17 protein-coding genes are annotated in these 26,090 nt (G+C 38.3%); 4 read left to right on the top strand and 13 right to left on the bottom strand.

What is annotated here, in order from left to right; translation table 11 throughout:
- Positions 1-42 precede the first annotated feature (42 nt).
- The 13 genes from QY321_00715 to QY321_00655 all read right to left on the bottom strand — a co-directional run bounded on the left by QY321_00715 (position 43) and on the right by QY321_00655 (position 20,971).
- A complete protein-coding gene (locus QY321_00715; GenBank protein WKZ24939.1) occupies positions 43-1,416 on the bottom strand; it encodes a phosphomannomutase/phosphoglucomutase in 1,374 nt (457 codons plus the stop codon).
- A gap of 6 nt (positions 1,417-1,422) precedes the next feature.
- Entirely contained in the window at positions 1,423-2,367 is a 945-nt protein-coding gene (locus tag QY321_00710) for a hypothetical protein (protein ID WKZ24938.1), read from the bottom strand.
- Positions 2,351-3,241, bottom strand: a complete 891-nt coding sequence (locus tag QY321_00705; GenBank protein WKZ24937.1) for a hypothetical protein — start codon at positions 3,239-3,241, stop codon at positions 2,351-2,353. Before QY321_00705 ends, QY321_00710 begins: the two co-directional genes overlap by 17 nt.
- A 1-nt stretch (position 3,242) precedes the next feature.
- A complete protein-coding gene (locus QY321_00700; protein WKZ24936.1) occupies positions 3,243-4,259 on the bottom strand; it encodes a dockerin type I domain-containing protein in 1,017 nt (338 codons plus the stop codon).
- A 9-nt stretch (positions 4,260-4,268) separates the two neighbouring features.
- Positions 4,269-5,066, bottom strand: coding sequence for a hypothetical protein (locus QY321_00695; protein WKZ24935.1), 798 nt, complete (start codon positions 5,064-5,066; stop codon positions 4,269-4,271).
- Between the two features lie 35 nt (positions 5,067-5,101).
- Positions 5,102-5,635, bottom strand: coding sequence for a hypothetical protein (locus QY321_00690; protein ID WKZ24934.1), 534 nt, complete (start codon positions 5,633-5,635; stop codon positions 5,102-5,104).
- A 149-nt stretch (positions 5,636-5,784) separates the two neighbouring features.
- Positions 5,785-10,701, bottom strand: coding sequence for an FISUMP domain-containing protein (locus tag QY321_00685; GenBank protein WKZ24933.1), 4,917 nt, complete (start codon positions 10,699-10,701; stop codon positions 5,785-5,787).
- Positions 10,702-10,752: 51 nt separating this feature from the next.
- The gene (locus tag QY321_00680; protein WKZ24932.1) at positions 10,753-13,803 is read right to left on the bottom strand and encodes an FISUMP domain-containing protein; all 3,051 of its coding nucleotides are present in this window, start codon (positions 13,801-13,803) and stop codon (positions 10,753-10,755) included.
- A 179-nt stretch (positions 13,804-13,982) separates the two neighbouring features.
- Complete coding sequence (locus tag QY321_00675) at positions 13,983-15,236, bottom strand: cadherin-like beta sandwich domain-containing protein (protein ID WKZ24931.1); 1,254 nt, start codon at positions 15,234-15,236, stop codon at positions 13,983-13,985.
- Positions 15,237-15,317: 81 nt separating this feature from the next.
- A complete protein-coding gene (locus tag QY321_00670; protein WKZ24930.1) occupies positions 15,318-15,722 on the bottom strand; it encodes a ribonuclease HI family protein in 405 nt (134 codons plus the stop codon).
- 21 nt (positions 15,723-15,743) lie between these two features.
- Positions 15,744-17,480: a single-stranded-DNA-specific exonuclease RecJ gene (gene recJ / locus QY321_00665; GenBank protein WKZ24929.1), complete on the bottom strand. Its 1,737-nt coding sequence runs from the start codon at positions 17,478-17,480 to the stop codon at positions 15,744-15,746.
- Between the two features lie 196 nt (positions 17,481-17,676).
- Positions 17,677-19,452: a translation elongation factor 4 gene (lepA, locus tag QY321_00660; protein WKZ24928.1), complete on the bottom strand. Its 1,776-nt coding sequence runs from the start codon at positions 19,450-19,452 to the stop codon at positions 17,677-17,679.
- 322 nt (positions 19,453-19,774) lie between these two features.
- The gene (locus QY321_00655) at positions 19,775-20,971 is read right to left on the bottom strand and encodes a polymer-forming cytoskeletal protein (GenBank protein ID WKZ24927.1); all 1,197 of its coding nucleotides are present in this window, start codon (positions 20,969-20,971) and stop codon (positions 19,775-19,777) included.
- Between the two features lie 68 nt (positions 20,972-21,039).
- Between QY321_00655 and glyA the strand changes: the two genes are divergently transcribed.
- From glyA to QY321_00635, 4 genes are all read left to right on the top strand, one after another.
- Positions 21,040-22,278, top strand: coding sequence for a serine hydroxymethyltransferase (glyA, locus tag QY321_00650; protein ID WKZ24926.1), 1,239 nt, complete (start codon positions 21,040-21,042; stop codon positions 22,276-22,278).
- Between the two features lie 14 nt (positions 22,279-22,292).
- On the top strand, positions 22,293-23,000 hold the full coding sequence (locus QY321_00645) for an NYN domain-containing protein (protein ID WKZ24925.1): 708 nt from the start codon (positions 22,293-22,295) through the stop codon (positions 22,998-23,000).
- A 37-nt stretch (positions 23,001-23,037) separates the two neighbouring features.
- Positions 23,038-23,889, top strand: a complete 852-nt coding sequence (locus QY321_00640) for a bifunctional 5,10-methylenetetrahydrofolate dehydrogenase/5,10-methenyltetrahydrofolate cyclohydrolase (protein WKZ24924.1) — start codon at positions 23,038-23,040, stop codon at positions 23,887-23,889.
- Between the two features lie 96 nt (positions 23,890-23,985).
- Positions 23,986-26,058: a RecQ family ATP-dependent DNA helicase gene (locus QY321_00635; GenBank protein ID WKZ24923.1), complete on the top strand. Its 2,073-nt coding sequence runs from the start codon at positions 23,986-23,988 to the stop codon at positions 26,056-26,058.
- Positions 26,059-26,090: the final 32 nt, after the last annotated feature.

Here is a 26,090-nt window from a genome sequence, read left to right as displayed (position 1 = left end):
CTTATTAGCCTTCTTTCTTGTTCAAAAACCTTTAGTTATCTCTTATTCTTCCCCTATCATCTCTAATAACTCATCTCTATGCTTTTCCATCACTTCTTGGCTTATAGCTTCAAGGTTAAGTCTTAAAAGAGGTTCAGTATTAGACGAACGCAGGTTAAACCAATAATCTGGATATTCCACAGAAAGACCGTCTAAATTATTTTGTTGCCCGTCTTGATAAGCTTGTTTAATTTTAATGATAGTCGCCTGGGGATCTTTAACTTTCATATTAATCTCTCCGCTATGGAAATACTTCTGGTATGGTTTTATATAATCCGAGAACTTTTGTCCGCTTTCAGATAACTCTTTTAATATTTTAAGAGCAACAATACCAGGAATTTCATAACACCCTTCCTTTTCCATGTTAAGACAAAAATGCCCAGAAGATTCTCCGGCAAAATAAGCGCCAGTATCTATCACCGCCTGCTTAATTAACGAATGACCTACTCTGGTAACTAAAGCTTGTCCTCCGTATTTTTTAATTGTTTCTGGGGTAATTCTACCCGGACGAACATCATAGGCAATAGTTGAATTGGGTTTTTCTTGTAGAAACAACTTACAAAGAATAGCCCTAGTAATACCAGGTTCAACTGGAACTCCTTTTTCATCCAGAAAAAATATTCTATCTGCATCTCCATCGGTAGCGATACCTAAATCAGCTTTAAATTCAACTATCTTTTCTCCAAGCTCTTTAACGTTTTCCGGCTTAAAAGGATCCGCTTCATGCGCTGGAAAACTACCATCCAGCTGCCAATTCATTTTTTCCACCTGTAAGGACGGTAGATGTTTTAATAGTTCATCAAAGTAGGGTGCACCCATAGAATTAGCCGTATCAATAACTACTTTCATTGGCTTAAAATTATTAAATTCAGTTAAAGATAAATCATAGACAACATGATCTTTAATAATATTATCTCTTTTTTTAACCAAACCTTTTTTGTGATAAGGTACTAAAGCCTCTTCCATAATAAGTCTTTTTAAGTCTTGTATACCACTATCTTCACCAATCGGGGAAGCTAATTGTCTAACCAACTTAAAACCATTATACTCTTGCGGATTATGGGAAGCACTCACCATAATACCTCCATCATATTTAAAATGGGCTACGGCAAAATAAAAAGTTGGAGTACCCACTAACCCTATATCTTCTACCTCGGCTCCACCATCCACCAAGCCCTTAATTAAGTTCTCTTTAAGAACAGGTGAAGACAAACGCATATCATAACCGACTACCAACTTAAGTTCTTGTTTTCCTCCTTCTTCACGGCGCAGTTTACAATAAGCCAAACCAAGATCATAAGCAAAAGCTTCATCAAAATCACGCCCATAAACACCACGGATATCGTAGGCTTTAAAGATGGAAGGGTTAATTGTCATATAAAGCTAACCTTTAATTATAAAGATTAGAGATAAAATAATAACCAAAGAGAGAATTGAAGCATAGAAAAAGAATCTTGCTTTATCCTTAATTGCCCCTTGCTTGTTAAGTCCTGTAAATTTAAATATTCTAAAAATTAACAAACCCGTGGCTACCAAAAGAAGCGCTAAAAGCATTAAAGAAAAAGGTGTTAGGCGATAACATAAATCTTCAAAACCGAAAAAACATTTTTCTGTCTCCTTCATTTCACTAAAATAAATAGCTAAGCCACTAAATAGTTCTTTTTGTTCACTGGAGTCTAAAGAAAGATCTTCTTCCTCATAAGAATCTTTTTGATTATTCTCCTCATCGCTTTCTACCTTGTCACCCTTATCCTTATCTGTTTTTTGGGTTGTCTCGCTCTCCGCCTCTTCTTTTAAGGACTGCCCAGGAGCTTCTTGATTAGGCTGATCAGGAGACGATAAAATTAAAAAGGATGGAGAAGATGTTGTAAAATTAACTGGAGTAGCTTGTCCATCATTAGCTAAAACAAGTGAGGAAGAAAAATTTAGCTTAGCCTCCCCTGATTTTAAGCCTAAAAATCTAAGATTTAAAAGATTACCGCCCGAAGAAGAAAAACCCGGATTAAATATAATACCCTCAAATGATAGGCTATCACTTGAAGAAGAAATAGTCGGCTCTTTAATCCACATGTCAAAAATAGAGTTATTAACCGAACTCTCAATAAACTTAAGCTGATCAGCTGGAAAAGACAAAGTTACGGAAACAGCGTTAATCGCCTCTTCGGGGCTGGAAATAAGAACAGGTACATCAAAATAATCACCCGCCTTATAAGTTTCCGCTGTCTCATAAAACAAAACAGCAGCATTAAGCCGATCAAAAGAATAAAATAAAAGAACTAGCGAAGCTAATATAATTATTTTATTATAGATTTTACCTTTTTTTAACATATAAAATATTTTTAAACGCCCTTATAATAAATAATAGCAGAAAAATCAAAGATATAACAAGAAGAATGTCAAGATTGGAATACCAGGAGCTATTAACCGTCGGCGGAACAGTTAAAACCCTTTCATTACCGGCCTTATCAACCGCTTTAATCCAAAGATAACTTTTTCTTGCTTGATCTTCTAAGACCAAGGGGCTCTCAGCTATTCTCCATTTTTTAAAAAATCCCAAGATCCGACTACGAGACTCTTTAACCATGTAATAATCAAGACCAAGTCCTTTATCATGAGTATCAAAGATTGCCACCCATTGACCATCAAAAATATTTTCATCACTTATAATCTCAACACTAAAAATCTCTGGAGGCTCTTGGTCTACTTGCTTCTCATAAGTTAACAAAGAAGTTTCTTGATCAATAAAAAAATCAAAGGTTTTAGAATCAATTGATAGAGCTTGCCCTGTTCCATCATGCTTAAAAACCTGGGCCTCATCAATTAAAATAAAAGCTTGTCCGGCATTAACCGCTTCAAGCTCAAGTGAAAATAAAAAACCCTCGTGACCCATATAGCCACCAGGTATAATACCCGAAAAAGTTAATGAACCATCTTCGCTAAGTTCAGGCTTTTTAATCCAAAAACTTATAATAGAACTTCCAGAATAAACATTTTTTAAACTTAAATTATCGGAAAAAAGCACTTTAGCCGAAAAAGTATTTAAGTTCTCTGATTCAGTATTAATAAAAATATCTGTCTTAAAAACCTGTCCCAAGCCCAAATCATTAATCTCTTCTCCTATAAAAAAATCAGCCGCTTGAGTATAGTGGACAGAGAAAAATAAAAAGAATAGAACAAAAAATACCTTATACAAAATACTCATATTAACCGGTCCAATAATAAGCCAAAATACTAAAATCAGCTAAATCAACCACGCCGTCATCGTTTAAATCAACATGCACAGGGGGGTTTGATCTTTGATACCAATAAACAATGATGGAAAAATCTATTAAATTTACCTTGCCATCACCGTTAAGATCCGCTATATCAAGTACCGGCTGATTTTCTAGTTCAACAGTTCTTTCACCTAAATTAAAACTAAAAGGCGCACTAAGACTACTTAATTCATTATTTAAAAAGGCCTGTGATCTAACTGTATAATTTCCAAAAGCAAGATTTTCGGTTTGAAAATTATAAGAATAAGCACCTAAAAAATTACTATTTAAAGAAGCTGAAAAACTATCTAATGGGGTAATATAAAATTTAATAAGGGCGGAAGGAAAAGAAGAACCAAAAAAGTTTATCATTCCTCCCCGTGTAACTTCAAGCTTATCGGCAGATAAAGTAGGAGCTATAAAAATATTTTCAGCATGAGTTATCATGCCGTTTGTCAAAACAAGTGGTACATTTCTAATAGGAGATCTTAGACCTCCACTATCTCTTACATAAACTCCGAAAATATAAGAGCCGGCCGATATATCCGTAAGTTCAAAGCGAAACCTTCCATCATCTCCGATTTTTTGCTCCTTAATCGTTTGCCCGTCTTTTAAAATAAAAAGATCACTCAAAGCTGAGGTATAACCTGATAAAATAACGCCGGTTTTTTTCTCTTCGACAATTGGTCGGGAAGTCGGAGGTTGAGAAGTCGCACAAGATTCAGTGTTGAACTCGCAATTAATCCTACAACTTAAATTACCATCACCAAGATTTAGGCTCGTGCAAGTTGCTTGGCCCAAATCATTACCATCACACTGTTCGGAACCCTCAAGTATGCCATTACCACAAACAGAAATTCTAACAAAACTCTCTAATGAAGAAGAACCGACAGCCGAAGCATGATTATCATACAATAACCCAATAATCAGTAAGAAAATTGTGCTGATTAAATAAAGAAACTTCATTTTAAAAAATTAATCTAAATTCTTTTCTTTAATTACTCTTTTTTTCTTTTTTTTACTTGCTGTTTTTTTAACATTAAGCTTTTCTTCACTGTGCTCATCTCCGCTTTCTTCGCTTATCTCCTCTTGCTTAATACTATCTTTACTTTTTGAATCTTTTTTATTCCTCTTAGAGCCAGCAATGGTTGAGCTGCTATTTTTATCCCCTTTTTTCTTAATAGCAATATCAAAAACAATAAATTTTTTAGAAAAATAATATAAAGCACCAAGAACAAGTAAAGATAGAATTATATAATTCCAAGGATAAATCATTCTCCATAAAACGCCCGAACGATAAAAAATCGCCTGTAAAATATTAGAGGGTTTAACCGTAAAATATAGTTTAGTAGCCGCTGCTACACCAATTTGTGCTCCCGGAGAATCTGTTTTAATCGGCTTGGCGGTTAAAAGAGAAAAATATTCTCCTGGTTCAACATCTCTTAAAGGTAGTTTTAAAACAATATCAACCTTTTGAGTTTTATTAGGTTCAAGATAAAAAGTTTCTGGAGAAAGTTGTAGCCATTCCGGATCAAAACTAAGTTCTGCCTGTTCTGCCCTAAAACCGGGCCAAACAGTATAAGAAGCACCAGCTTCACCAGTATTAACAACCGTCATGGGCGGTAACTGATAAATATCGCCTGGCCTTAATTCTTCGGTAATTCTAATTGTGCCGGTAGATACTCCAACACCAACCTTTTGAGCGTAAATTACAGACAAAGGCAGTAAAAAAACAATAGAGAAAAAAATGGCGAGTATTTTTTTGGTAGCCATAGACTTGCCCTAGCAGGGCTTATTATATTTGAATTTTAGTTGTTTTCGGAAGCTATCACTGTAACAGGGACGGTTAAAGTAACGCCTGACTCTGTTACAGAAGAAGGGGTATTCATTCTTAGATCAAAATCTCTAGTACCAGCCTGGGCAATATTAGTACCAAGAACAGCTGATTGCCCCACCACATTAAGCTTAGTCCAAACAGGCTCATTAATATTAGTGGTAAACTCATGCATATAGGTATCAGCACCAATCGCCGTTGGACTTAGAGTCCAGTTGGTTCCTCCTCCGGTGGTATTACCTCCATATATATCTAAATCAACGTTAACGTTACTGTCATTAGTAACTCTTACTTGATCAACTCCAACAACAGAAGTTGCTCTTTTGGTGGCCGAGGTATCCATAGGACCATAAGTAAAAGAGTCTGGAGCAATACTAATTGAAATAGACTTAATGGAAACCGAGGCGCTAACCTGAGCGGTTTCACTGGCATTACCTTTTGAAACAACCAACGGTCCGACTATAATTACGGATGCTAGAAGAACAAAAAGTATCTTTTTTATTTTCATAATTATTAATTAATATTTAGATTAATTTAAAGCCTGACTAGAGCTTTAATATTTACTTTATACACAATATAATCATTATAGCATATTTTAGAAACTCGGTAAAGTGTTAATAACTCTTTATGGCTATTTTGGCAAAAACCACCCTTTTTTTAGAAATTTCTAATAGCCCTAACCTTAAAGAAATTTCCACTCTTAGCGTAAGTGTGCCATGCGGCATCATAAAGAGCCATTTCCCAAGCAGCAGTAGCACTTGCCTGAGAAGAGGTCCACATCCATCCTGAATTAACCCAACCAGGGATAGCTCCGGAATTATTACGTATTTGCTGCAATTCATCTTTAGATGGTAAATACCAGCCTGAAAACCCGCCACCATTATGATTAGCTGCTAACCTAGCCGCTATACCAGAGGTTCCGCAACCGGCAAGAATCGCTGTTGTATTAGCAGCTCCAGTACCAATAGCTTGTCCAGTTGCTCCAGCAATATTAACTCCCTCGCAACCCCATTGAGCGGTAGTGCTTAGATCGGCAGTGCTCACAACAAAACCATGTATGCCTGAACTGTCTATGTAGGCCACATAACCCCCAGCATGACTATCCCCAATGTTGCCTCTTCTTGTAATATTAATAATGTAGGTTTTGGGAGACTTGCCTGTTTCAGTAGTAGTTATATTAATGGATTTAAGAATCCAGGGAGTTAAAGAGATAGCGCCGGAAGGACTACCTGAATTAACAGACACTCCATCTACGGTAATAGCCCCTGGACCAGTAGGGGTGACGGTTATACTGGAAACACCATTCAATACATTAACTTCATTATAGGTATAAGTACCTCCTGAAAAAGAATAGGCGATAGGTGAACCGGACAAAACGATATTTGTAAGATTGGCGCTTGCTGCTTGAGTATAAGAAGTAGTAGCTACTTCACTATTTGAGTAACCGGCCCTAACCGCTATGGCCTTAACTGTAACGTTAGAATTAATAACCAATGGAGTAACCGCCTGATTAGTTGAAGAAGTGGTTGGAGTTGAACCATCAGTGGTGTAATAAATAGCATCAGCATTAGGTGAAGAAATTACCACTGTTGTACCAAAGGCTATTGCCCCGCCAGCCGGGTTAAAGGTTGGAGTTTCTTGAACGCTGGGAGCTTCATAAAACTGCGCAGTTACCGAAATATTTCCAGTAACATACATATCGGTACGAGCGGCGGTTTGTACATTGTCACTCCATTCAAGAAAAGCATAACCAACATCAGGCACGGCTGTCACTGTTGATCCATGATCTCCATGAACTACAGACTGAGAAGCAGTGCCACTAATTGAACCATTGGCTCCGGCTGAGTACTCAAGGCTGTAGGTTTCGGGATCTTTAACGCATCTAACGGTAAAACTAATAAGTTTATCAACGCTATTTCGGTTAACAGTGGAATTAACAAGGAAAAGATTTCTGCGCCAAGCCAAGGTTTGATTGCCAATATTTTCCGAAGAAGACCACATACCGGCCATATCACCATAACTGAAAAATGCTGCGCCAGTGGCGTCACGTCTGCCTGTTAAAATAGCGTTAAAACCCGAACTTCCACCTGTTTTAAGTTTGGTACCGGCTGAATCACAATCCCAAGCACTGGCTCTTTGCGGATCACAAGTTTGTGCTTGATCTGTTAAAGACAGTTCCAACATATGCTGTTCTTGATCGGTTGGGACATGCCAGCCTGTCGGACAAATACCTTGGGCTCCAGGAGTAGTAGAACCATTCATAGCACCCGCCCAGGTATATAAAGCATAGCCGGCAGTACAATCAGCTTCCGTGCCTCTAGTATTACTTGAAGAAATACAATCACGTTCAGATCCATTTGTTAGATTTGTTAGCAAGTCACCATTGGGTTTATGTTTGGTTCTTAAATTTTGAGCCATCCAGCAACGATAACCAAGCTCAACAGTAGTATAAGCATTACCCTCATAGTCATAAATACTTGAAGTTCCACAGACAAAAGGTGCTTCATAAAACTCAGCAGTTACCGAAATATTTTCAGTAACATACATATCGGTACGAGCGGCAGTTTGTACGCCATCGCTCCATTCAAGGAAGGCATAACCAACATCAGGTACAGCTGTCACGGTTGATCCATTATCTCCATGGACCACAGACTGAGAAGCAGTACCACTAATTGAACCATTTGCTCCGGCTGAGTATTCAAGGTTGTAGGTTTCGGGATCTTTAACACAGCGCAATGAAAAACTATTAGCCTGTAAATAAACAACGCGGTAAACCCTCGCCTCAGAAAAAACCAAGGCACGACCCCAGGTCGAACCCCCAGAAGGAGAAGAAGACCAAAAATATGCATCCGCGGAACGCTCATTAAATGACGAGCCAGCCGTATTCCTGAAGCCGGCAGGTAGAGCGGAAAAACCGGAGGTGTCGGTACCAAAGTTGGTGTGATAGTTCCAACGAGGGTGGTCATTAGTGGGAATACCTGGAGGAGGGCTACCATTAACTGTACGTTGTGATTTAAGTTTTCTACCTTCGTCTGTACCTCGCCAATCGGTAGCATCCACTTGTCCTTGACTCATACCAATGCCCATTTCCATGGCTTTAAATTCATTATCTGTTGGGATATGCCAACCCGTGGGACAGATACCTTGGGCTCCTGGGGTGGTAGAACCATCCATAGCTCCAGCCCAAGTGTAGAGAGAACCGTCAGTAGTACAGTTTGCTTCGTCGTTGGAATAACATGATCTTCCAAGGCCGTTGTCTGAAGCTGAAGCAGTAGGACAAGGAGGAGCTCCTCCACCGTTAATACAAGTACCATTTGGTTTAACCTTGGTGTTTAGGTTCTCTTTCATCCAACAACGATAACCAAGCTCAACAGTAGTATAAGCATTACCCTCATAGTCATAAACATTTGAAGTTCCGCAAACAAAAGGTGCTACCTCAAAAATAGCTGTTACGGTAATATCTTGAGTAACATTAGTATCTGTTCTTTCAGCGGTTTGCACTGCATCGCTCCACTGAGAAAAAACATAACCTACGTCAGGGACGGCCGTTACCGCTGTACCATCAGACCCCTGAACTACTGTTTGTGAAGCTTCTCCAGTAATAGAACCGTTATCTCCAGCAGAATAGGTTAAAGTATAAGTGGGGAGGTCTTTAATACAACGTAAACTAAAGCCAAAATCTGGTGAATATTGTGCTCTACCAACAGTACTAAGGCTGTTATGGACCGTACGAGTCCGCAGAGAAGTAAACCACTGATTACTGCCGGTTGAGCTCCAACCATACCCTAGCCAATTCTGATCAGAGAAAGAATTATTTTCCAATCTTCGTCCAGCCATAGTAAACTCAAAATTAGAAGAACCTCCTGGTTTAAGTTTAGTACCAGCTCCTTGACAACTTTCGGAAAAATTTCTATTAGGATCACAAGTCTCCTCATTATCGGTTAAATGAAGTTCCAAACTGTGCCATTCTGCATCAGTTGGCACATGCCAACCAACCGGACAAATACCTTGAGCGCCTTCTTCCTGAATACCATTCATCGCTGCTGCCCAAGTATATAAAGAACCTTGACTACTACAATTACTCTCTGAGTTATTATAACAAGACCTACCTAGTCCATCATCACCAGAGGAAGCATTAGGGCAAGGAGGGTTACCTCCACCGTTAATACAGGTACCATCTGGTTTTATCTTAGTATTTAGGTGAGAAGCCATCCAACACTGCCCATTAATATCCACTGTACCGTATTCATTATCTTCTTGGTCATAAATATTAGAAGTTCCACAGATAAAGTTATATTCACTGGCCACAATGGTTACTTGGGCTTCATAAGAGCCTAGGTCATTAGTAGTAGAAGGGGTTGTTAATCTAAAGAAAATGTTTTTGGTTCCAGGAGCAGTAACGTTGGTAGCTAGATTATATAAAGTATTTGCTACGGCAAAAGTTGTCCAACTGGAGCCGTTAGTTGAAAAGTCCCATTTAACCTGATCTTCTCCATTAGTAGTGGATAAAGACCACGTATTAGGATCAAGAGAAGTAAAATTCGTACTACTGATATCCAACTCTACTGTACCTTGGTCCACACTAACTGTCTGAATCTTATTAAGTCCTGAGGGGGTAGAATCAAGGGTATCATCAAGATCCATATTACCAAAATTAACCACACCGTCTGTGGTGAGACTTATACTTATTTCATGAGAGCTGGTTAGGGTATATTCTGGGATAGTTAATCCATCGTTTGTTTTAGATTTCTTTTCTCTGGGGGTGAAGAAGGAGTTGCGTGAAGAAGATTCTTCGCTAGTCTCTTGAGGAAGATAGGTTATTACTATAACTCCTTGTGCGCCGGCTCCACTAAAACATTTAGCTTCTTCGCTAAGAGAAGAGTTATAACAAGCTCCCCCTCCTCCGCCATAAAGCCCTCCGTTATCCGCCGTTAAGGATCCATCCAACTCATCGCTTATACCACTACCACCTAAACCTTGATCTTCCCAATTTTGAGCGACAACAGATTCTCCGTCCATATTTAAAAGACTATCGGATAGGTATCCGGCTTCTCCGCCTTGAGCGCATACAGATGAATTATCTTCACAGGTATTACTATCCCCCTCTACTCTGTTAAAAAAAGTATCACCGCCTTGTTGACCAGTCCAAACACCAGAAGTTTTTGACCTTGAACTACCACCAAGACCTAAACGATAAACAAGAGAAGTACCTGGATTAGAGAAATTGGAAATAACTTTATACTCCCCAGCCAAACCGCCTGTTGGAAATTCCTCCAACTCGCCAGAAGAAACCGCTCCGCTACCACCTCCACCAATAACCTCTATAGTATTATCATTATTATTCCAATCATCAGGTAATAAAAATAAATGATTATAACCTGGATTGGCTGTTAAAATAAGCTGGCAATATTCTCCCTGCTTAACCCAACCCCTTTCAGTATCACAAAGATCCTCTGCTTCCTGAGCTTTTAGAATAAAATCGCTAAAAATAGAAGGGAAACTAAAAGCAACCCCTATTAATAAAAAGGCGATAAGCAAAAAAACTCTTGATTTTTTACGCAAGAATAAACTCATGTTTACTATAATAACATTTTATGGATAAATTTACTATACTTAATAAGCAGTTTAATTTTTAATACATCTTAAAGAGAAGGAAAATAACTTATTAACGGCTGTGTGGCGATAAACCTGGCTACTAGAAGAATTTAAATAACGAACTATTGCGTTAGCGCCACTACTTTCCGAAGAAGACCAAAGATAGCCAAATGTGCTAAGCTGAGAAAAAGAATTACTACTATTTCTAAACCCCGACAAAAGACTATTAAAACCAGAAGAGCCTCCAACTTTAAGCTTGGTACCAGCCGTATTACAATCATATCCGCTACGATTTGGATCACAAGTCTGCCCTCCGTCTTTAAGGTACCATTCAAGAACATGTTGTTCTTCATCCAATGGTACATGCCAACCAACCGGACAAATACCTTGGGCTCCTGGAATAGTAGAGCCATTCATGGCTGCCGCCCAGGTATATAAAGAACCATGAATATTGCAATTACTCTCTGAGTTATCGTAACAAGATCTACCTAGGCTGTTATCATTAGAAGAGGCATTAGGACAAGGAGGATTACCTCCACCGTTAATACAAGTACCATCTGGTTTTATTTTGGTGTTTAGGTGAGAAGCCATCCAACATTGAGCACCTACTTGGACAGTGTTATAAGAATTACCGCTAAAATCAAGGACAGTATCTGTTCCACAGGTAAAAGACTCCGCTCCAAAAATAGCAGTTACGTTAATATTTTGAGTAATATTAGTATCAATTCTTGGGTTCATAGTTAAACCATCACTCCATTGAACAAATGAATATCCTTCATTGGCAAAAGCAATAACCTGCGAAGCGTAACCACCGTTATAAACTGTCTGAGATGTCTCTCCCACAATACTTCCATTAACTCCGGCTGAATAGGTTAAGGTGTGCGTGCTATGATTTTTAATACACCTTAAAGGTAGGGCATTTAACTTACTAGCAGATATGTGACGAGAAACTCCACTCTCAGTGGAAGTCAGAATACGGGTTTTTGCGTTAGTACTATTCTCTGAAGAAGACCAAAGATATCCAAAGGTATTAAGTGCAGAAAAAGAATTGCTAGTATTTCTAAACCCCGACAAAAGACTATTAAAACCAGAGGAACCTCCGGATTTAAGTTTCGTGCCAGCCGTATTACAATCATATATGGCATGACGATTTGGATCACAAGTTTGCCCACCGTCTTTAAGGTACCATTCAAGAACATGTTGTTCTTCATCCAATGGTACATGCCAACCAACCGGACAAATACCTTGGGCTCCTGGAATAGTAGAGCCATTCATGGCTGCGTCCCAAGTATATAAAGAGCCATAGGTATTACAATTACTCTCTGAGTTATTATAACAAGATCTGCCTAGGCTATTATCATTAGAAGAGGCATTAGGACAAGGAGGATTACCTCCACCATTAATACAAGTACCATCTGGTTTTATTTTGGTGTTTAGGTGAGAAGCCATCCAACATTGAGCACCTACTTGGACAGTGTTATAAGAATTACCGCTAAAATCAACAACAGTATCTGTTCCACAGATGAAAGGGGTTTCCTCAAACTCGGCCGTTACGGTAATATCTTGAGTAACATTAGTATCTGTTCTTTCAGCTGTTTGTACTGCATCACTCCATTGAACAAATGAATAGCCTTCATCAGGAACGGCCGTTACTGCTGTACCATTTAAACCATGAACTACTGTTTGTGAAGTTTCTCCGGTAATAGAACCGTTATTTCCGGCCAAATAAGTTAAAGTATAGGTTTCTGGTTCTTTAATACAGCGTACGCTATAACCAAGGGTCTTATTAAACGCATCGCGATAAACCGTGGAAAAGGTAGTGTTCAGGTGCCTAAACCAAGCAGTGGTGGGACCAGACTGCGGGGTTAACCAGAAAAAAGCATAACCAGAGAGACCACTAAAAGTACTGCCTGTGCGATAACCGGATAACATAGCTGAAAAACCTACAAGATCATCACCAGCTCCAATACCTGAGCCTTGTCCAACTTTCTTAAGAGACTTACCAACACCCTTAGCTCCACCCTGATCTCCGTTAAGACTATCCGCACATCTTTGCCAACCGATTTGTGAGTTATTACAACTATATTGAGCTTCTTGGCTGTTAATAGTAGCTATAGTATGTTGCTCCAGTGCATTAAATTCTTCTTCAGAAGGAAGTCTCCAACCAGTAGGACAAGCGGTCATGGCAGCTGGCCAGTTATAGAGAACACCATGAGTAGTGTAATTAGCAGTGTTTTTTGCCGCTTGAACATCTGTTCCTTGGTAATCGTAAACATAATAATGTGGATCTGACTCACTTCCCTGGTTAGATGGGCTAACCGATGGTAGGTAGGCTAAATTTTCTTTCATCCAACACTGCCCATTAATATCCACTGTACCATACTCATTATCTTCTTGGTCGTAAATATTAGAAGTTCCACAGATAAAGTTATATTCACTGGCCACAATGGTTACTTGGGCTTCATGAGAGCTTAGGCTATTGGTAGCAGAAGGGGTTGTTAATCTAAAGAAAATGTTTTTGGTGCCAGGAGCAGTAACGTTGGTAGCTAGATTATATAAAGTATCTGCTACAGCAAAAGTTGTCCAACTGGAGCCGTTAGTTGAAAAGTCCCATTTAACCTGATCTTCTCCATTAGTGTTAGATAAGGACCAAGTATTAGGATCAAGAGAAGTAAAATGCGTACTCCTAATATCTAGCTCTACTGTACCTTGATCCACACTAACTGTCTGAATCTTATTAAGTCCTGAGGGGGTAGAATCAAGGGTATCATCAAGATCCATATTACCAAAATTAACCACACCGTCTGTGGTGAGACTTATACTTATTTCATGAGAGCTGGTTAGGGTATATTCTGGGATAGTTAATCCATCGTTTGTTTTAGATTTCTTTTCTCTGGGGGTGAAGAAGGAGGTAAAAAAAGATTCTTGACTACTATTATCTTCGTCAAGATCTTCTGGATTATCTTCTGGGTTAAGTTGATTCTCTATAGTGTTATCATTGTCATTAGTATTATTAATCTCTTCTTCGTATAAAATTTCTTCTTCATACAAGGCTTCTTCTTCAGTTTCCTCTTCGTACAAAATATCTTTATTGTTTTCTGAGAAAGCTTGAGCTTTATAAAAAAAATTATTATTCTCCTTGACTGAAAAAATAAAAAAGAAAGTTATCAATAAGAATAAAAATGTCTGTAAAATTATAAATTTCTTAGAAAGAAAAACCATACATATCTTTTTTTTATAACAGGCAAGAACTATAAAAACTAGAAATTTCTAATAGCCCTAACTTTCATAAAGGTTGCACCCTTGGCATAAGCATGCCATTGGGCATCATAAAGAGCCATTTCCCAACCCTGGGTGGCACTAGCCTCTGAAGAAGACCAAATCCATCCCGTATTAACCCAACCTGGAATAGATCCAGAAACATTCCTTATTTGCTGAATCTCGTTCCTTGAAGGAAGATACCAATCATTAAAACCGCCACCAGTATAGTTTCTAGCCACCCTGGCGGCAATACCGGCAGTTGGACAACCGGCCATAATATCCAAAGTGTTTTGATAACCTGTACCTATAGCTTGTCCATCTGCTCCAGGAATGTTTGTTCCTTCACAACCCCATGGAGCGGTAGTACTAATATCAACAGTGCTAACAATAAAACCATGTATACCAGAACCGTCTATGTAAGCCACGTAACCACCACCATGACTACTGCCAATAGTACCTCTTCTTGTAAGATTAACGGTATAAGTAGTAGGAACTTTTCCATCTTCAGCTACAGTTACCTCTATTGGCCTTACGATCCAAGGGGTAAGAGCGATAGATGAAGAAGGACTACCTGAATTAACCGGAGAACCATCTACGGTAATTGAACCAACTCCGGTTGGAGTAACTGCTACAGAGGAAACTCCATTAAGTACATTAACTTCATTATAGGTATAGGTATTTGACGAAAAAGAATAATTAAAGGGTGAGCCAGAAACCACTAAATTATCCAAAAGAGAAGGAGGAATAAAAACCTCACAAGCATTTTCATTAACAATGGTACTGTAAGGAGCTCCGTTGGTATCATAAATAATATCTTCACATTCAAAAATCCCAGCAGCATAACGAGGAGTTAAACCAGCATTATATGGCCCTGAAGACGAACCAAGACAAGTTGTTAAAACATAAACACGAGGATTATTTTGTCCAGTTGGTACATTATAAACGTAATCACCCTCCTCACAATCACCATCGGCCTTGGTATTAGAAGGAATAGACTCCATATAAACAATACCCTCAGGATCAACAAGCGGTTCGCCAGGAGTTAACGTAGTTGGATAAGAATTATTGTTAGCATAATATAAATCAAGAGCCTTAGAAATTTGACTAAGATCACTTACCTTTTTAGCATCCCTTGAAGTAACTCTGGCGTTGTTAAGAGCTAAAATAACCATAGTAGAGAGTACTCCAATTATGGCAATAGTAACAAGAATTTCAATAATAGTAAAACCTTTTTTTATTTTAAAAATAAACATATACCATATATAAATAATGATTTAAAATATTATATTATATACTATATCATATTTTAAATATTTTTAAAATATTTAAATAAATTACTCAAGATTATCCAACGCCTCATTAACTAATCTGTCTGCTTCTTGATTCTCTTCTCTTCTTATATGTCGGAAAGTTACTTTTTTAAGTTTAACGCTTAGGTTATAAGCTTTAAGAAAAAAAGGTGCTAAGTCTTTGTTTTTAACTTTATACTCTCCCTTAAGTTGCTTAACCACCAATTCACTATCTAAAAAACATTCTACTTCTTGGGCTTTAAGTTCTTTAGCTTTTTCCAATCCGGCAATAACGGCCGCATATTCCGCCTGATTATTAGTGGCGATTCCCAAAGAACGAGATATAGTGGTAATTACCTCACCTTGTTCGTTAGCTACCACCACCCCAATAGCCGCCTGCCCCGGATTATTACGACTACCGCCGTCCGAATGAATGATTAGTTTTTTCATAAATTATTACTATTTATCTTCTTAATCCTCTTTACCTCTTTTAAGATCAATAACTCTTAATTGCAAAGAAGAACGACCGTTAAAAACATTTAATTCGCAATTGGCCGCTAAATCAATTTTATCACCGATTTTAATGTCTTGCCAATCTGTTGCCCGATTAAAAGCTACTGCCCAAAGACCGGCTACCATAAACTTAAGGTGATTTTTTTCTTTACCCATCACTAAAATATCTTCTACAATCATATTAGACAAAAGAAACTTAGGCTCTATATTGTCTTGTCCATATGGCCTTAAAAGATCCAGCTCTTTAATAATATTGGGTTTTAGATCAAGGGCGGATAGTTCGGCTTCAAGTTTAAGCTTTGGAGCCAGATTAATTCCAGACAAAACCTCTTCAGCGTGCTTTTTAACCGCCTCAACAAAAGGATTAACACTCTCTTTGTCTTTAATCGTAAAACCGCAAGCCATCTTATGTCCACCGTACCTTGAAAGATATTGCTTGCCAAAGTCCAAACTATTAACTATATCAAACTGTTCAATACTTCTTCCAGAACCCTTAATATTACCTTCACTTTGGCAAATTACCAAACAAGGACGGTTAAATCTTTCAGCTAATCGCCCGGCCGCTAAACCAACCACTCCCTCAGACCAACTCTCGCCCTCGCCTAAAACGTCATCGGCTATTGCTACTAAAAGTTTTTCTCCATAGGTTTTTTCTCCAAATTGTGCAGCAGCTGCTTTAACGATTGACTCAGTTAAGGCTTGGCGTTCGGTATTTCTTTGGTTAAGCTCTAGGGCAATCTTTTTGGCTTCCTCAGTATCTTGAGTGGCTAAAAGACGATAGGCGGAGGTGGCATGATCAATTCTACCAGCCGCGTTTAAACGAGGTGTAATTTGCCAAGAAATATTCCATTCAGTAATTTCTCCAAGGCTTAACTGGGAAATATTAATCAATTCTCTTAAGCCTAAACGAGTTTTTTTATTAAGTAGCTCAAGACCTTTTTTAACCAAACGCCTGTTCTCTCCCGTTAAACTAACACAATCCGCAATCGTCCCAATCGCTACTAAGTCTAAAACAGCTTCTTCAAGCCTTGTTTTATCTTCTTCACTTAAGGTGGACTTTTTAATTAAAGCTTGAGACAACTTAAAGGCCACACCAACACCGCAAAGATACTTATATGGATAAGTTTCTTGTTCAAGGATTGGATCAATTACCGGACAAGGGGGCATTTCTTCATTAGTTTTAGGACCCTCATGATGATCAGTAACCACCACTTCAAGACCCAAAGATTGCGCATAAATTATTTCTTCACGAGCCTTAATACCGTTATCTACGGTAATGATCAAACTAAAATTATTTTCAACTAGCTCTTTAACGATTTCCTTGTTAAGACCGTAGCCCTCACCAAAACGACTAGGAATCCAAACCTCAACTTTAGCCTTAAGGGTTTTTAAAACTTGTTCTAAAAGAGCAGACGAGGTAACACCATCAGCGTCATAGTCTCCGCAAACCACTATCTTACTACCCTGTTTAATGTGTTTAATAATTACCGCCACCGCTACCGCCATATCACGAAACAAAAAAGGATCGTCCGCTAAGGCGACTTTTTCCGGATAAAGAAATTCCTCAATCTCCTCATGACTCCTAAATCCCTTATTATATAAAAGCTGAACTAAACCGCGAGACAACTCTGGACATAAAGAAAAAAATTCTTCAGGTGCCGCTTCAGCTAATTGCCATTGTTTTTGTATTGCCATTAAATATTTTTAAAAAGTCTTTACATTATCCCAACAAAACCCCAAGCTACCATAGAAATAATAATAATTACACTCAAGATCCCCCAAAGAATTTTCATTATTTGTCTTCTTTTCATATTTTTTACTTTTAATTATTAATAAATAAAGAATGATATTTTATTAAAGCACCCTGCCTACCAACCCTCTAAAACTCTCCTTATTGCTTAAGTAACTTAACAAAAGTATCTGATGGAATATCCACACTACCTCGCCCGGAGGCCATCATCTTCTTTTTACCCCTTTTTTGTTTTTCCAGTAACTTTCGCTTACGAGAAACGTCTCCACCATATAATTTAGCTGTTACATCTTTGCGCATAGCCGAAATTCTTTCGCCAGCCACCACTGAACCGCCAACCGCTGCTTGTAGTTTAACAACAAACATCTGCTTAGGTAAACTGTCTTTTAAAACATTAACTATCTCTTTGCCTCGTTTATGGGCCTCGTCTCGGTAGACAATAATAGATAAAGATTCAACAATTTCCTCGGCCACCATAATATCCATTTTAACCACCTCAGCCGGACGATAGGTAAAATACTCATAGTTAATAGAAGCATAACCTGAAGAGATACTTTTTATCTTATCATAAAAATTGGTTAAAATAGCGGACATGGGTATTTCGTAATGCAGTACCACTCTTTCAGCGTCCAGATACTCAGTAGTTAAATAAACAGCTCTTCTTTCTTGTACCAAATTCATAATACCGCCAATATAACTCTTAGGAGTTACCACGTCCAGTTTAACCCAAGGCTCTTCTATTTCTTCAAGAACGTTTTGTTCCGGCAAGGTTTGCGGGCTACGAACAATTAAAATCTCTCCACTCTTAATCTTTACCCGATAAGCTACACTAGGTACGGTAACAATTAAATCAAGATTATATTCTCTACTCAATCTTTCTTGGACTATCTCCAAATGCAAAAGCCCCAAAAAACCGCAACGAAAACCCAAGCCTAAAGCCTGAGATTGTTCGGTTTCATATTGCAAGGCAGCGTCATTAAGTTTAAGTTTTTCCAGTCCATCACGTAATTTCCCAAAATCATCTCCTTGTTTAGGAAAAAGTCCGGCAAAAACCATGGGTTTAGCTTCATGATAGCCCTTTAAGGGTTCAGCGGTCTGTCCAATTAAAGAAACCGTGTCTCCAACTCGACACTCCTCCACGCTCTTAAAACCGGTAATAAGGTAACCGATCTCGCCGGCCTTAAGAGAACCGGTTGAAGTATAATCTGGTTTAAAAACTCCAACATCCAAAGCTTCGCTCTTGGCTTTACTGGCCAATAAGGCGATTCTATCGCCTTTTTTAATACAGCCATCCACGACTCGCAAATAAGCAACCACGCCGCGATATTCGTCGAAATTAGAATCAAAGATTAAAGCACGGGTCGGTTTTTTTTCTTCACCCAAGGGCGGAGAAACCTTGGAAATAACTGCCTCTAAAATTTCTTCAACTCCCTGTCCGGTTTTACCGGAAGCTAAAATTATATCATCTTTTGAACAACCCAAAAGTTTAATAACTTCTTCGCTAACTCGTTGGGGATCAGCTGCCGGTAAGTCTATCTTGTTAAGTACGGGAATAATGGTTAAATCTTGCTCCATAGCCAGATACAAATTAGCTAAAGTTTGGGCTTGTATGCCTTGGGAAGCATCAACTAATAGAACGGCTCCCTCTACGGCCGCCAAAGAACGAGAAACCTCATAAGTAAAATCAACGTGTCCGGGGGTATCTATTAGGTTAAGAACATGGTCTTTATAATTCATGGTAACCGGCGTTAACTTAATGGTAATACCACGCTCTCGTTCAATATCCATACGATCCAAAAGCTGCTCTTTCATTTTACGAGCCTCAACCGTACCGGTAACCTCAAGCATCCGATCCGCCAAAGTGGACTTGCCGTGATCAATATGAGCGATAATACAAAAATTGCGAATGTTTTTCATGTTTTATAATATAATAAAAAATAAGACCATTGGTCATCTGTAAGGACAGTATAGTTGATTTACAGTAAAAAATCAAGGCAAAAAACAACAATCCTGTTTTTAGAAGAGCACCTAATTTATTTTTAAAATACCATTAATACTATGCGCTGAAAAACGGATGGTGCCTGATTTTTTTAAGAGCTAAAACACCTCAACGCTCTGAGGTGTTTATATAATATAATAAATCAATATAAATCTTAACCGCATAAAAAACCAAGAAAATAAAAATCTCCTAGTTATATAGTTTATAACCAGGAGATTTTCTTTTTAGATTAATTTCCTTTTATGGTTGTTTCTCTCTTAGGCTCTTGCCGTACATCCAAATACCTCCCAATCCCCAAACTGTAGCTAGGAAAGAAGCTGCCCAGCCGATTACCGGGATTGCGAATATTAGATAGCAGACCACTATACCGACAACCATCGGCCAAAACAAAGGTAAGCTTTTCTTATCATTCTCCGCTTTATCTAAATATTTTTTCATAATCCTTTGCCCAACTACTATAGCGGTTATTATTTTAGCCAAGTAAACCGCCAAAAACCAAAGTCCGGCCGTAACCAAAGCCAAGGGTATACCGATAATCGTAAACAAGAGAACAATGGCAATTAGAGGAATAATTATTAAAGCAAATAGTCCCCAACCCAAAGCCGGATTTGATTTACTAAACATTAGATTATCAATTTTTCGTAAAGGCTTATCTAGCCAAATTACCAAAACTAAACCAATCACCAAAGCTGAGAAAATAGATAAAACTTTCCACCAAACCCAAGCCATTGGGTTAGGGGCTTTATCTTTTCCCATTTTAAACTCATGCCTGATAGTTTCACCGGCTATTGAAACTCCTTCTTCAACAACCGGTTCATCACCAGATGAATAACCAAAATTTCCTCCAACAACCACGCCGCTTTCTAGGGTTATACCAGGAGTATTATCGTTTTTCTTATTAGCTCTTACTCTGTCCGAAAAAAGATAAAGATTACGACCTACTTCTCCAGCAACAGTTACTGCCGTACCGTAACCATCTATATCTCTACCTACCTTACCGCGTAAATCTGAAGTGGCTGCCCAATATAATAAATCTCCTTTAATTTCTGAATTAGAAGTAAAAGACAAAATCATAGCTCCTAATGAAGTATTTTTCTCAATTTGTCCACCAAGTGTTAGGGTTGAACCAAACAAACGAAGATTGCCTCCAACTTGTCCGTTAATTACTATGGTTGAACCAACACAGATAATATCACCAGTTACCTCTCCATTAACCGTTAATGAATCTGCAGCACAGATTAAATCTCCCTCTACTTTACCATCCACTGTTAAAGTTGAAGCAACCACGTAGAGGCTCTCACTAACCGTTTGTCCGGAATCAATATTTACAATATCGCCCGAACGAAACGAAACAGCCTCGGCCGAAGGTGCCAGATAAAACAAGGCAACCAAAGATAGGGCAAAGGAGGCCAAGAAAAACAGTCTTGTTTTTAACATAATTATATGATTAAATAGTTATATTGCGCCAAACGGCGTATGCTTTAATTATAGCATAAAAAACTACCATGATCCACAATACAATAAAAGATTCTGATCAGGAGATAGGTAACCTGATTACACAAGAAACAGTTCGCCAGAATAACGAATTGGAGCTAATTGCTTCGGAAAACTATGTTTCTCCAGCGGTTTTAGAAGCCCTATCCTCGCCTTTGGCTAATAAATACAGTGAAGGCTACCCTGGTAAAAGATACTATGGTGGCAACGGTGTTATTGATGAAGTAGAAAAACTAGCCCAAGAAAGAGCTAAAAAACTCTTCGGCGCAGAGCATGTTAACGTCCAACCTCTTTCTGGCTCCCCAGCCAACGCGGCAATTTATCTGGCCATGTTAAAACCAGGAGATACCGTAATGGGCTTGCGTCTTGATCACGGCGGACATTTATCCCATGGACACCCGATTAACTTTTCCGGCCTGCTTTATAACTTCGTACAATATAGACTGGGTCAAAACGGCCTGGTTGACATGGAACAAGTAAGAGAGATTGCCTTGGCCAATAAGCCAGCAATGATCGTAGCCGGCTTTAGCGCCTATTCAAGAGAAATAGATTGGGAAGGCTTTAAAAAAATAGCGGATGAAGTCGGAGCACTAACTATGGCAGATATTTCCCACCCGGCCGGTTTAATCGCCGCTGGTGAGCTCTCTAATCCAGTACCTTTTTTTGATATTGTTATGACCACCACCCATAAGACTCTACGAGGACCAAGAGGTGCAATTATTATGTGCAAAGAACAACACGCCAAAGCTATAGATCGTGCCGTCTTCCCAGGTATACAAGGAGGACCGCATGATCATGTTACAGCCGCTAAAGCCGTAGCTTTTAATGAGGCACTACAACCAGAATTTAAAACTTACGCCAAGCAGGTTATAGCTAACGCCAAAATTATGGCCAAGATCTTTATGGATAATAACTACACTATAGTCTCTGGCGGAACAGATAATCATCTTTTGGTTATTGACCTACAAAACAAAAATCTTTCAGGTAAAGAAGCAGAAAGAATTTTAGAAGAAATCGGTATATCGGTTTCCCGCTCTACTGTACCAAACGATCCTAATCCACCACTTAACCCTTCTGGTATAAGACTAGGTACACCGGCTATTACCACTAGAGGCTTTAGGGAAAAAGAAACCGAAGAAGTAATAAGGATAATAATTAAGGCCCTGCAAAACTCACAAAATACGGACGAGCTAATGGAATGCAAAAAAATGATTTCCGAACTTTGCCTTCGCTACCCTCTACCTTATTAATTTAAGAAAAGAATATGAAATTGGATAAATTAAAAGAAGAGTTCATAAGAGAAGATGTTGGTATAAATGAAGAATATGGAAAAATCTTTACTTATATAGACTTTGGTAACGTAAATTATTGGTTTGAAAAAGATAAACAAAATTCACGTAACCAAAGTTTAAAAGAAAATGAAAAGTTAATAATAGATTTTAGATTATTAAAATTATTTATAAATACTTTTTCAAATCATGTAAGATTTTACTATGGACATGACTCAAAGAGATTAAATTCTTTAGCTTTTATAAAATCAGTCAGAGCCACTTTTGGTAAATCAAGGGTATTTACAAAGCCTATTCAGTGGGTTAGGCATCATTTAAACGATTCGGAAATAATTACCAACACAAGAGAGACAAAAACAGATAAAGATGGCATATATATTAACTTGCCAAAATGCAACTTTGACGTAGAAATAGCGGTAGACTCAATAAGACAGATGGATCAATATGACTCTTTATGTCTTTTTTCGGGTGACGCAGACTTTGCTTCTCTTATGAGATATCTAAAAAGTAAAGATAAGAAAATCATTTTAGTAAAAGGAGGTAATATTACCCATGAGCTAAAATCTCTTTCTAATCTTATTATTAATGCACAAAATATTAAAAAATACATAACTAACATAAAGCAAAAACCTGGCAATAAGCCAGGTCTTGCGGATCGCAATCCCGTATCCACGGGCAGGTAATTTAAGTATATATAGATATTGAAATGTTGTCAACTATATGAAAATCATAGACGGCCGAGCTTTGGCTAAAGTTATAAAAGATAAAATTGTCCTGGACATAAAATCACTTAACGGACCACGCCCCGGTCTGGCTATTATTCTAGTTGGAGAAAGAGCCGATTCCGCTCTTTATGTCGGCTTAAAAGAAAAACAAGCCAAAGAAGTAGGTATTGATACCCATGTCTACCGCTGTGATGAGGATATTACCGAAGAACAAATGCTTGAGATGATAGATTTCTTAAATAAAGATAAAGAAGTAGATGCTATTTTAGTTCAGCTTCCTTTACCTAAAAACCTTAACACCAACAAAATCGTTAACACTATAGCGCCAGAAAAAGACGTGGACGGCTTTACCGAAAAAAACTTAGCCAAACTAATGGATCCAAAACAAATCTCATCGGCTATTATGCCCCCCGTTTATGGTGTAATTTTTGCCATGCTAAGTAGTCTTGAATTAGACCTAAGAAACAAAAAAATCGTCATCATCGGTAATTCAGAAATCTTTGAAGGTAACTTAGCAGAGATACTCAAAAGACAAGGCGCTGAAACTGTTTTAGCAGATAAAAAAGATCCTAACCTTAAAACAACCACCCTAAATGCAGACATTATAATTACCGCCATCGGCCAAGCCGGTTATTTAACCGGGGAAATGCTTAAACCCCACAGTGTAATTATTGATATCGGAATCAGTACCATGGCAGACGGTTCAATTACCGGCGATGTTAAATTCTCAGACACTGAAAAAATAGAAGGCTATATTACTCCCGTCCCGGGAGGTGTTGGTCCCATGACCATTGCCATGGCTTTTTGGAATACTCTAGAAATTTTTAAAAAATACAGACTAAAATAATCTTTTAAACACTTGAATAAATCTTATTTAAAACAATTTGTTTTTAAATAAAATAACCTTAATTTAATCATCCCAAACAGGGAGAATCTTACTTTTATGAATAAAACTATATCTCCCTCCGACCCTCTGGCACTTCTCCAAAAATACTACGGCTTTGCTAATTTTCGTCCAGGCCAATTATCGGCAGTACAAAGAGTTATAGCCGGAGAAAACACAGTAGTTATTATGCCAACCGGTGGTGGTAAGTCTTTATGCTACCAAATACCAGCCTTGGCTTTACCGGGTGTAACCTTGGTTATTTCCCCCCTAATCGCCTTAATGAAAGACCAAGTAGACGCTCTAGTTGCCCGCAACATACCAGCCACTTACATTAACAGCGCCTTAAGTGAAGAAGAATCTAAAAAACGTCTTGCTAAAATGTCCGAAGGGCATTACAAGCTAGTCTATATTGCTCCGGAAAGATTTTATAACCAAGACTTTATCACTAATCTAAAAAAAACTAAAATAAGTCTCTTTGCCGTAGATGAAGCTCATTGTATTAGCCAATGGGGTCATGATTTTAGACCAAGTTACACTAGATTAAAAAAAGCCGTTGAACTTATAGGATCCCCGACCATTATCGCCCTAACAGCGACTGCCACCCCAGAGGTACGAGAAGATATTATTACCCAACTAGGGCTAGTTAATCCCCACTGTATAATTAACGGTTTTGCCCGACCTAATTTACAATTCGGTGTGAGTCAAGCTAATGAGACACAAAAGCCTTTTGTAATTGTTGATATTGTCACTAGACTATCTGATCAATGCGGAGTAATTTATGCCGGTACCAGGGCCAAGGCCGATCAACTTCTGGAAATGCTTTTATCCAATGGAGTAGAGGCGGTAGGTTACCACGCCGGACTACAACCTGAAGAACGCCGCTGGATACAAGAAAACTTTATGAGCGGTAAAGCCAGAGTAATTGTTGCCACCAACGCTTTTGGTATGGGCATAGACAAACCGGATATTCGTTTTGTTATACACTACGACCTACCTGGTACGATTGAAGCCTATTACCAAGAAGCGGGTAGAGCTGGTAGAGATGGGCAACCCAGTGTTTGTCTTTTACTTTATCATCCAAGAGATCGTTATTTGCGAGAATTCTTTATCCGAGGAGATAACCCTGATCCGGCACTAATTTCTGCCGTCTATGAGTATCTGCTTGAGTATAAAGAAAATCGTATTCTCTTAACCTATGGCGAAATTAAAAAAGCCTTAAGTGAAGATTCTCCAGAAACCGCTATTGGTACTTGCTTAAGAATTCTTGAACAAGAAGGTTATATTAGAAGAGAAAGAGAAAAAGTCGGGCAAGCCGGTTTAAAACTTTTAACTTCAGTGGAAGAAGCCAGAGATTCGCTAGGCGGTAGGGCTAAAAAACAACTTGAAATTTTTGATAAACTCTTTGCTCGCTTTGAAGAAAAACTTAAAAACGGTTGGGCTATTAACCTTGAAGAAGCGGCTAGTTTATTGGAAGTTAAAAAAGATTCTCTAACCAAACTTTTAAAAAAACTCTCGGCTGAAGAAGTGATTGAATACCTACCTCCTTTTAGAGGTACGGAGCTAGAACTTCTTAAAAGAGTTGAACCAGAAGAACTAAACATAGACACAACTAGACTTAAAAATAAAGCAGCTAAGGCCTATGGCAAGCTTGACTATATGGAGAATTACGTCTACACCGAAGGTTGTCGGCAAAAATATCTTTTAGAATACTTTGGAGACTACGAAATGAATCGTTGCGAAAGATGCGATACTTGCCTAAAATCCGAAGTCTTTAAAAACCAAGCAGGAGAAAATATTGAAGTGGAGACTAATAAGGATAAGAGTAATAAACTAGCCACCAAACTTACCCAACTGGAAACTCTAGAGCTGGTTAACAAGGGTCTAGATATTAAACAAATGGCCAAAGCCCGAGGGCTTAAAGAAAAAGAAATAATTAATCATCTGGTCTTCTTATCGGACAAAGGTCTTAAACCCAAACTTGAACATATTATTAAACCCAAAGAAGAAAAAGCCATACAAACTTTCCTACAAAGAGAGCCTCAAGCTAATATTAAAGAAATAACCGAACAATTTAGGGGAGAAATATCTGAAGAAACCATAGAGCTAATTATCAAACTAAAAAAACAATAAAGCCCCCGAAATTCGGGAGCTTTATTTAAAAA

This window comes from Patescibacteria group bacterium, assembly GCA_030583705.1.
GTDB lineage: Bacteria > Patescibacteriota > Patescibacteriia > Patescibacteriales > Patescibacteriaceae > Patescibacterium.
Note: the sequence above shows the minus strand (reverse complement) of the source record. Positions and strands in the feature narration are given on the sequence as shown.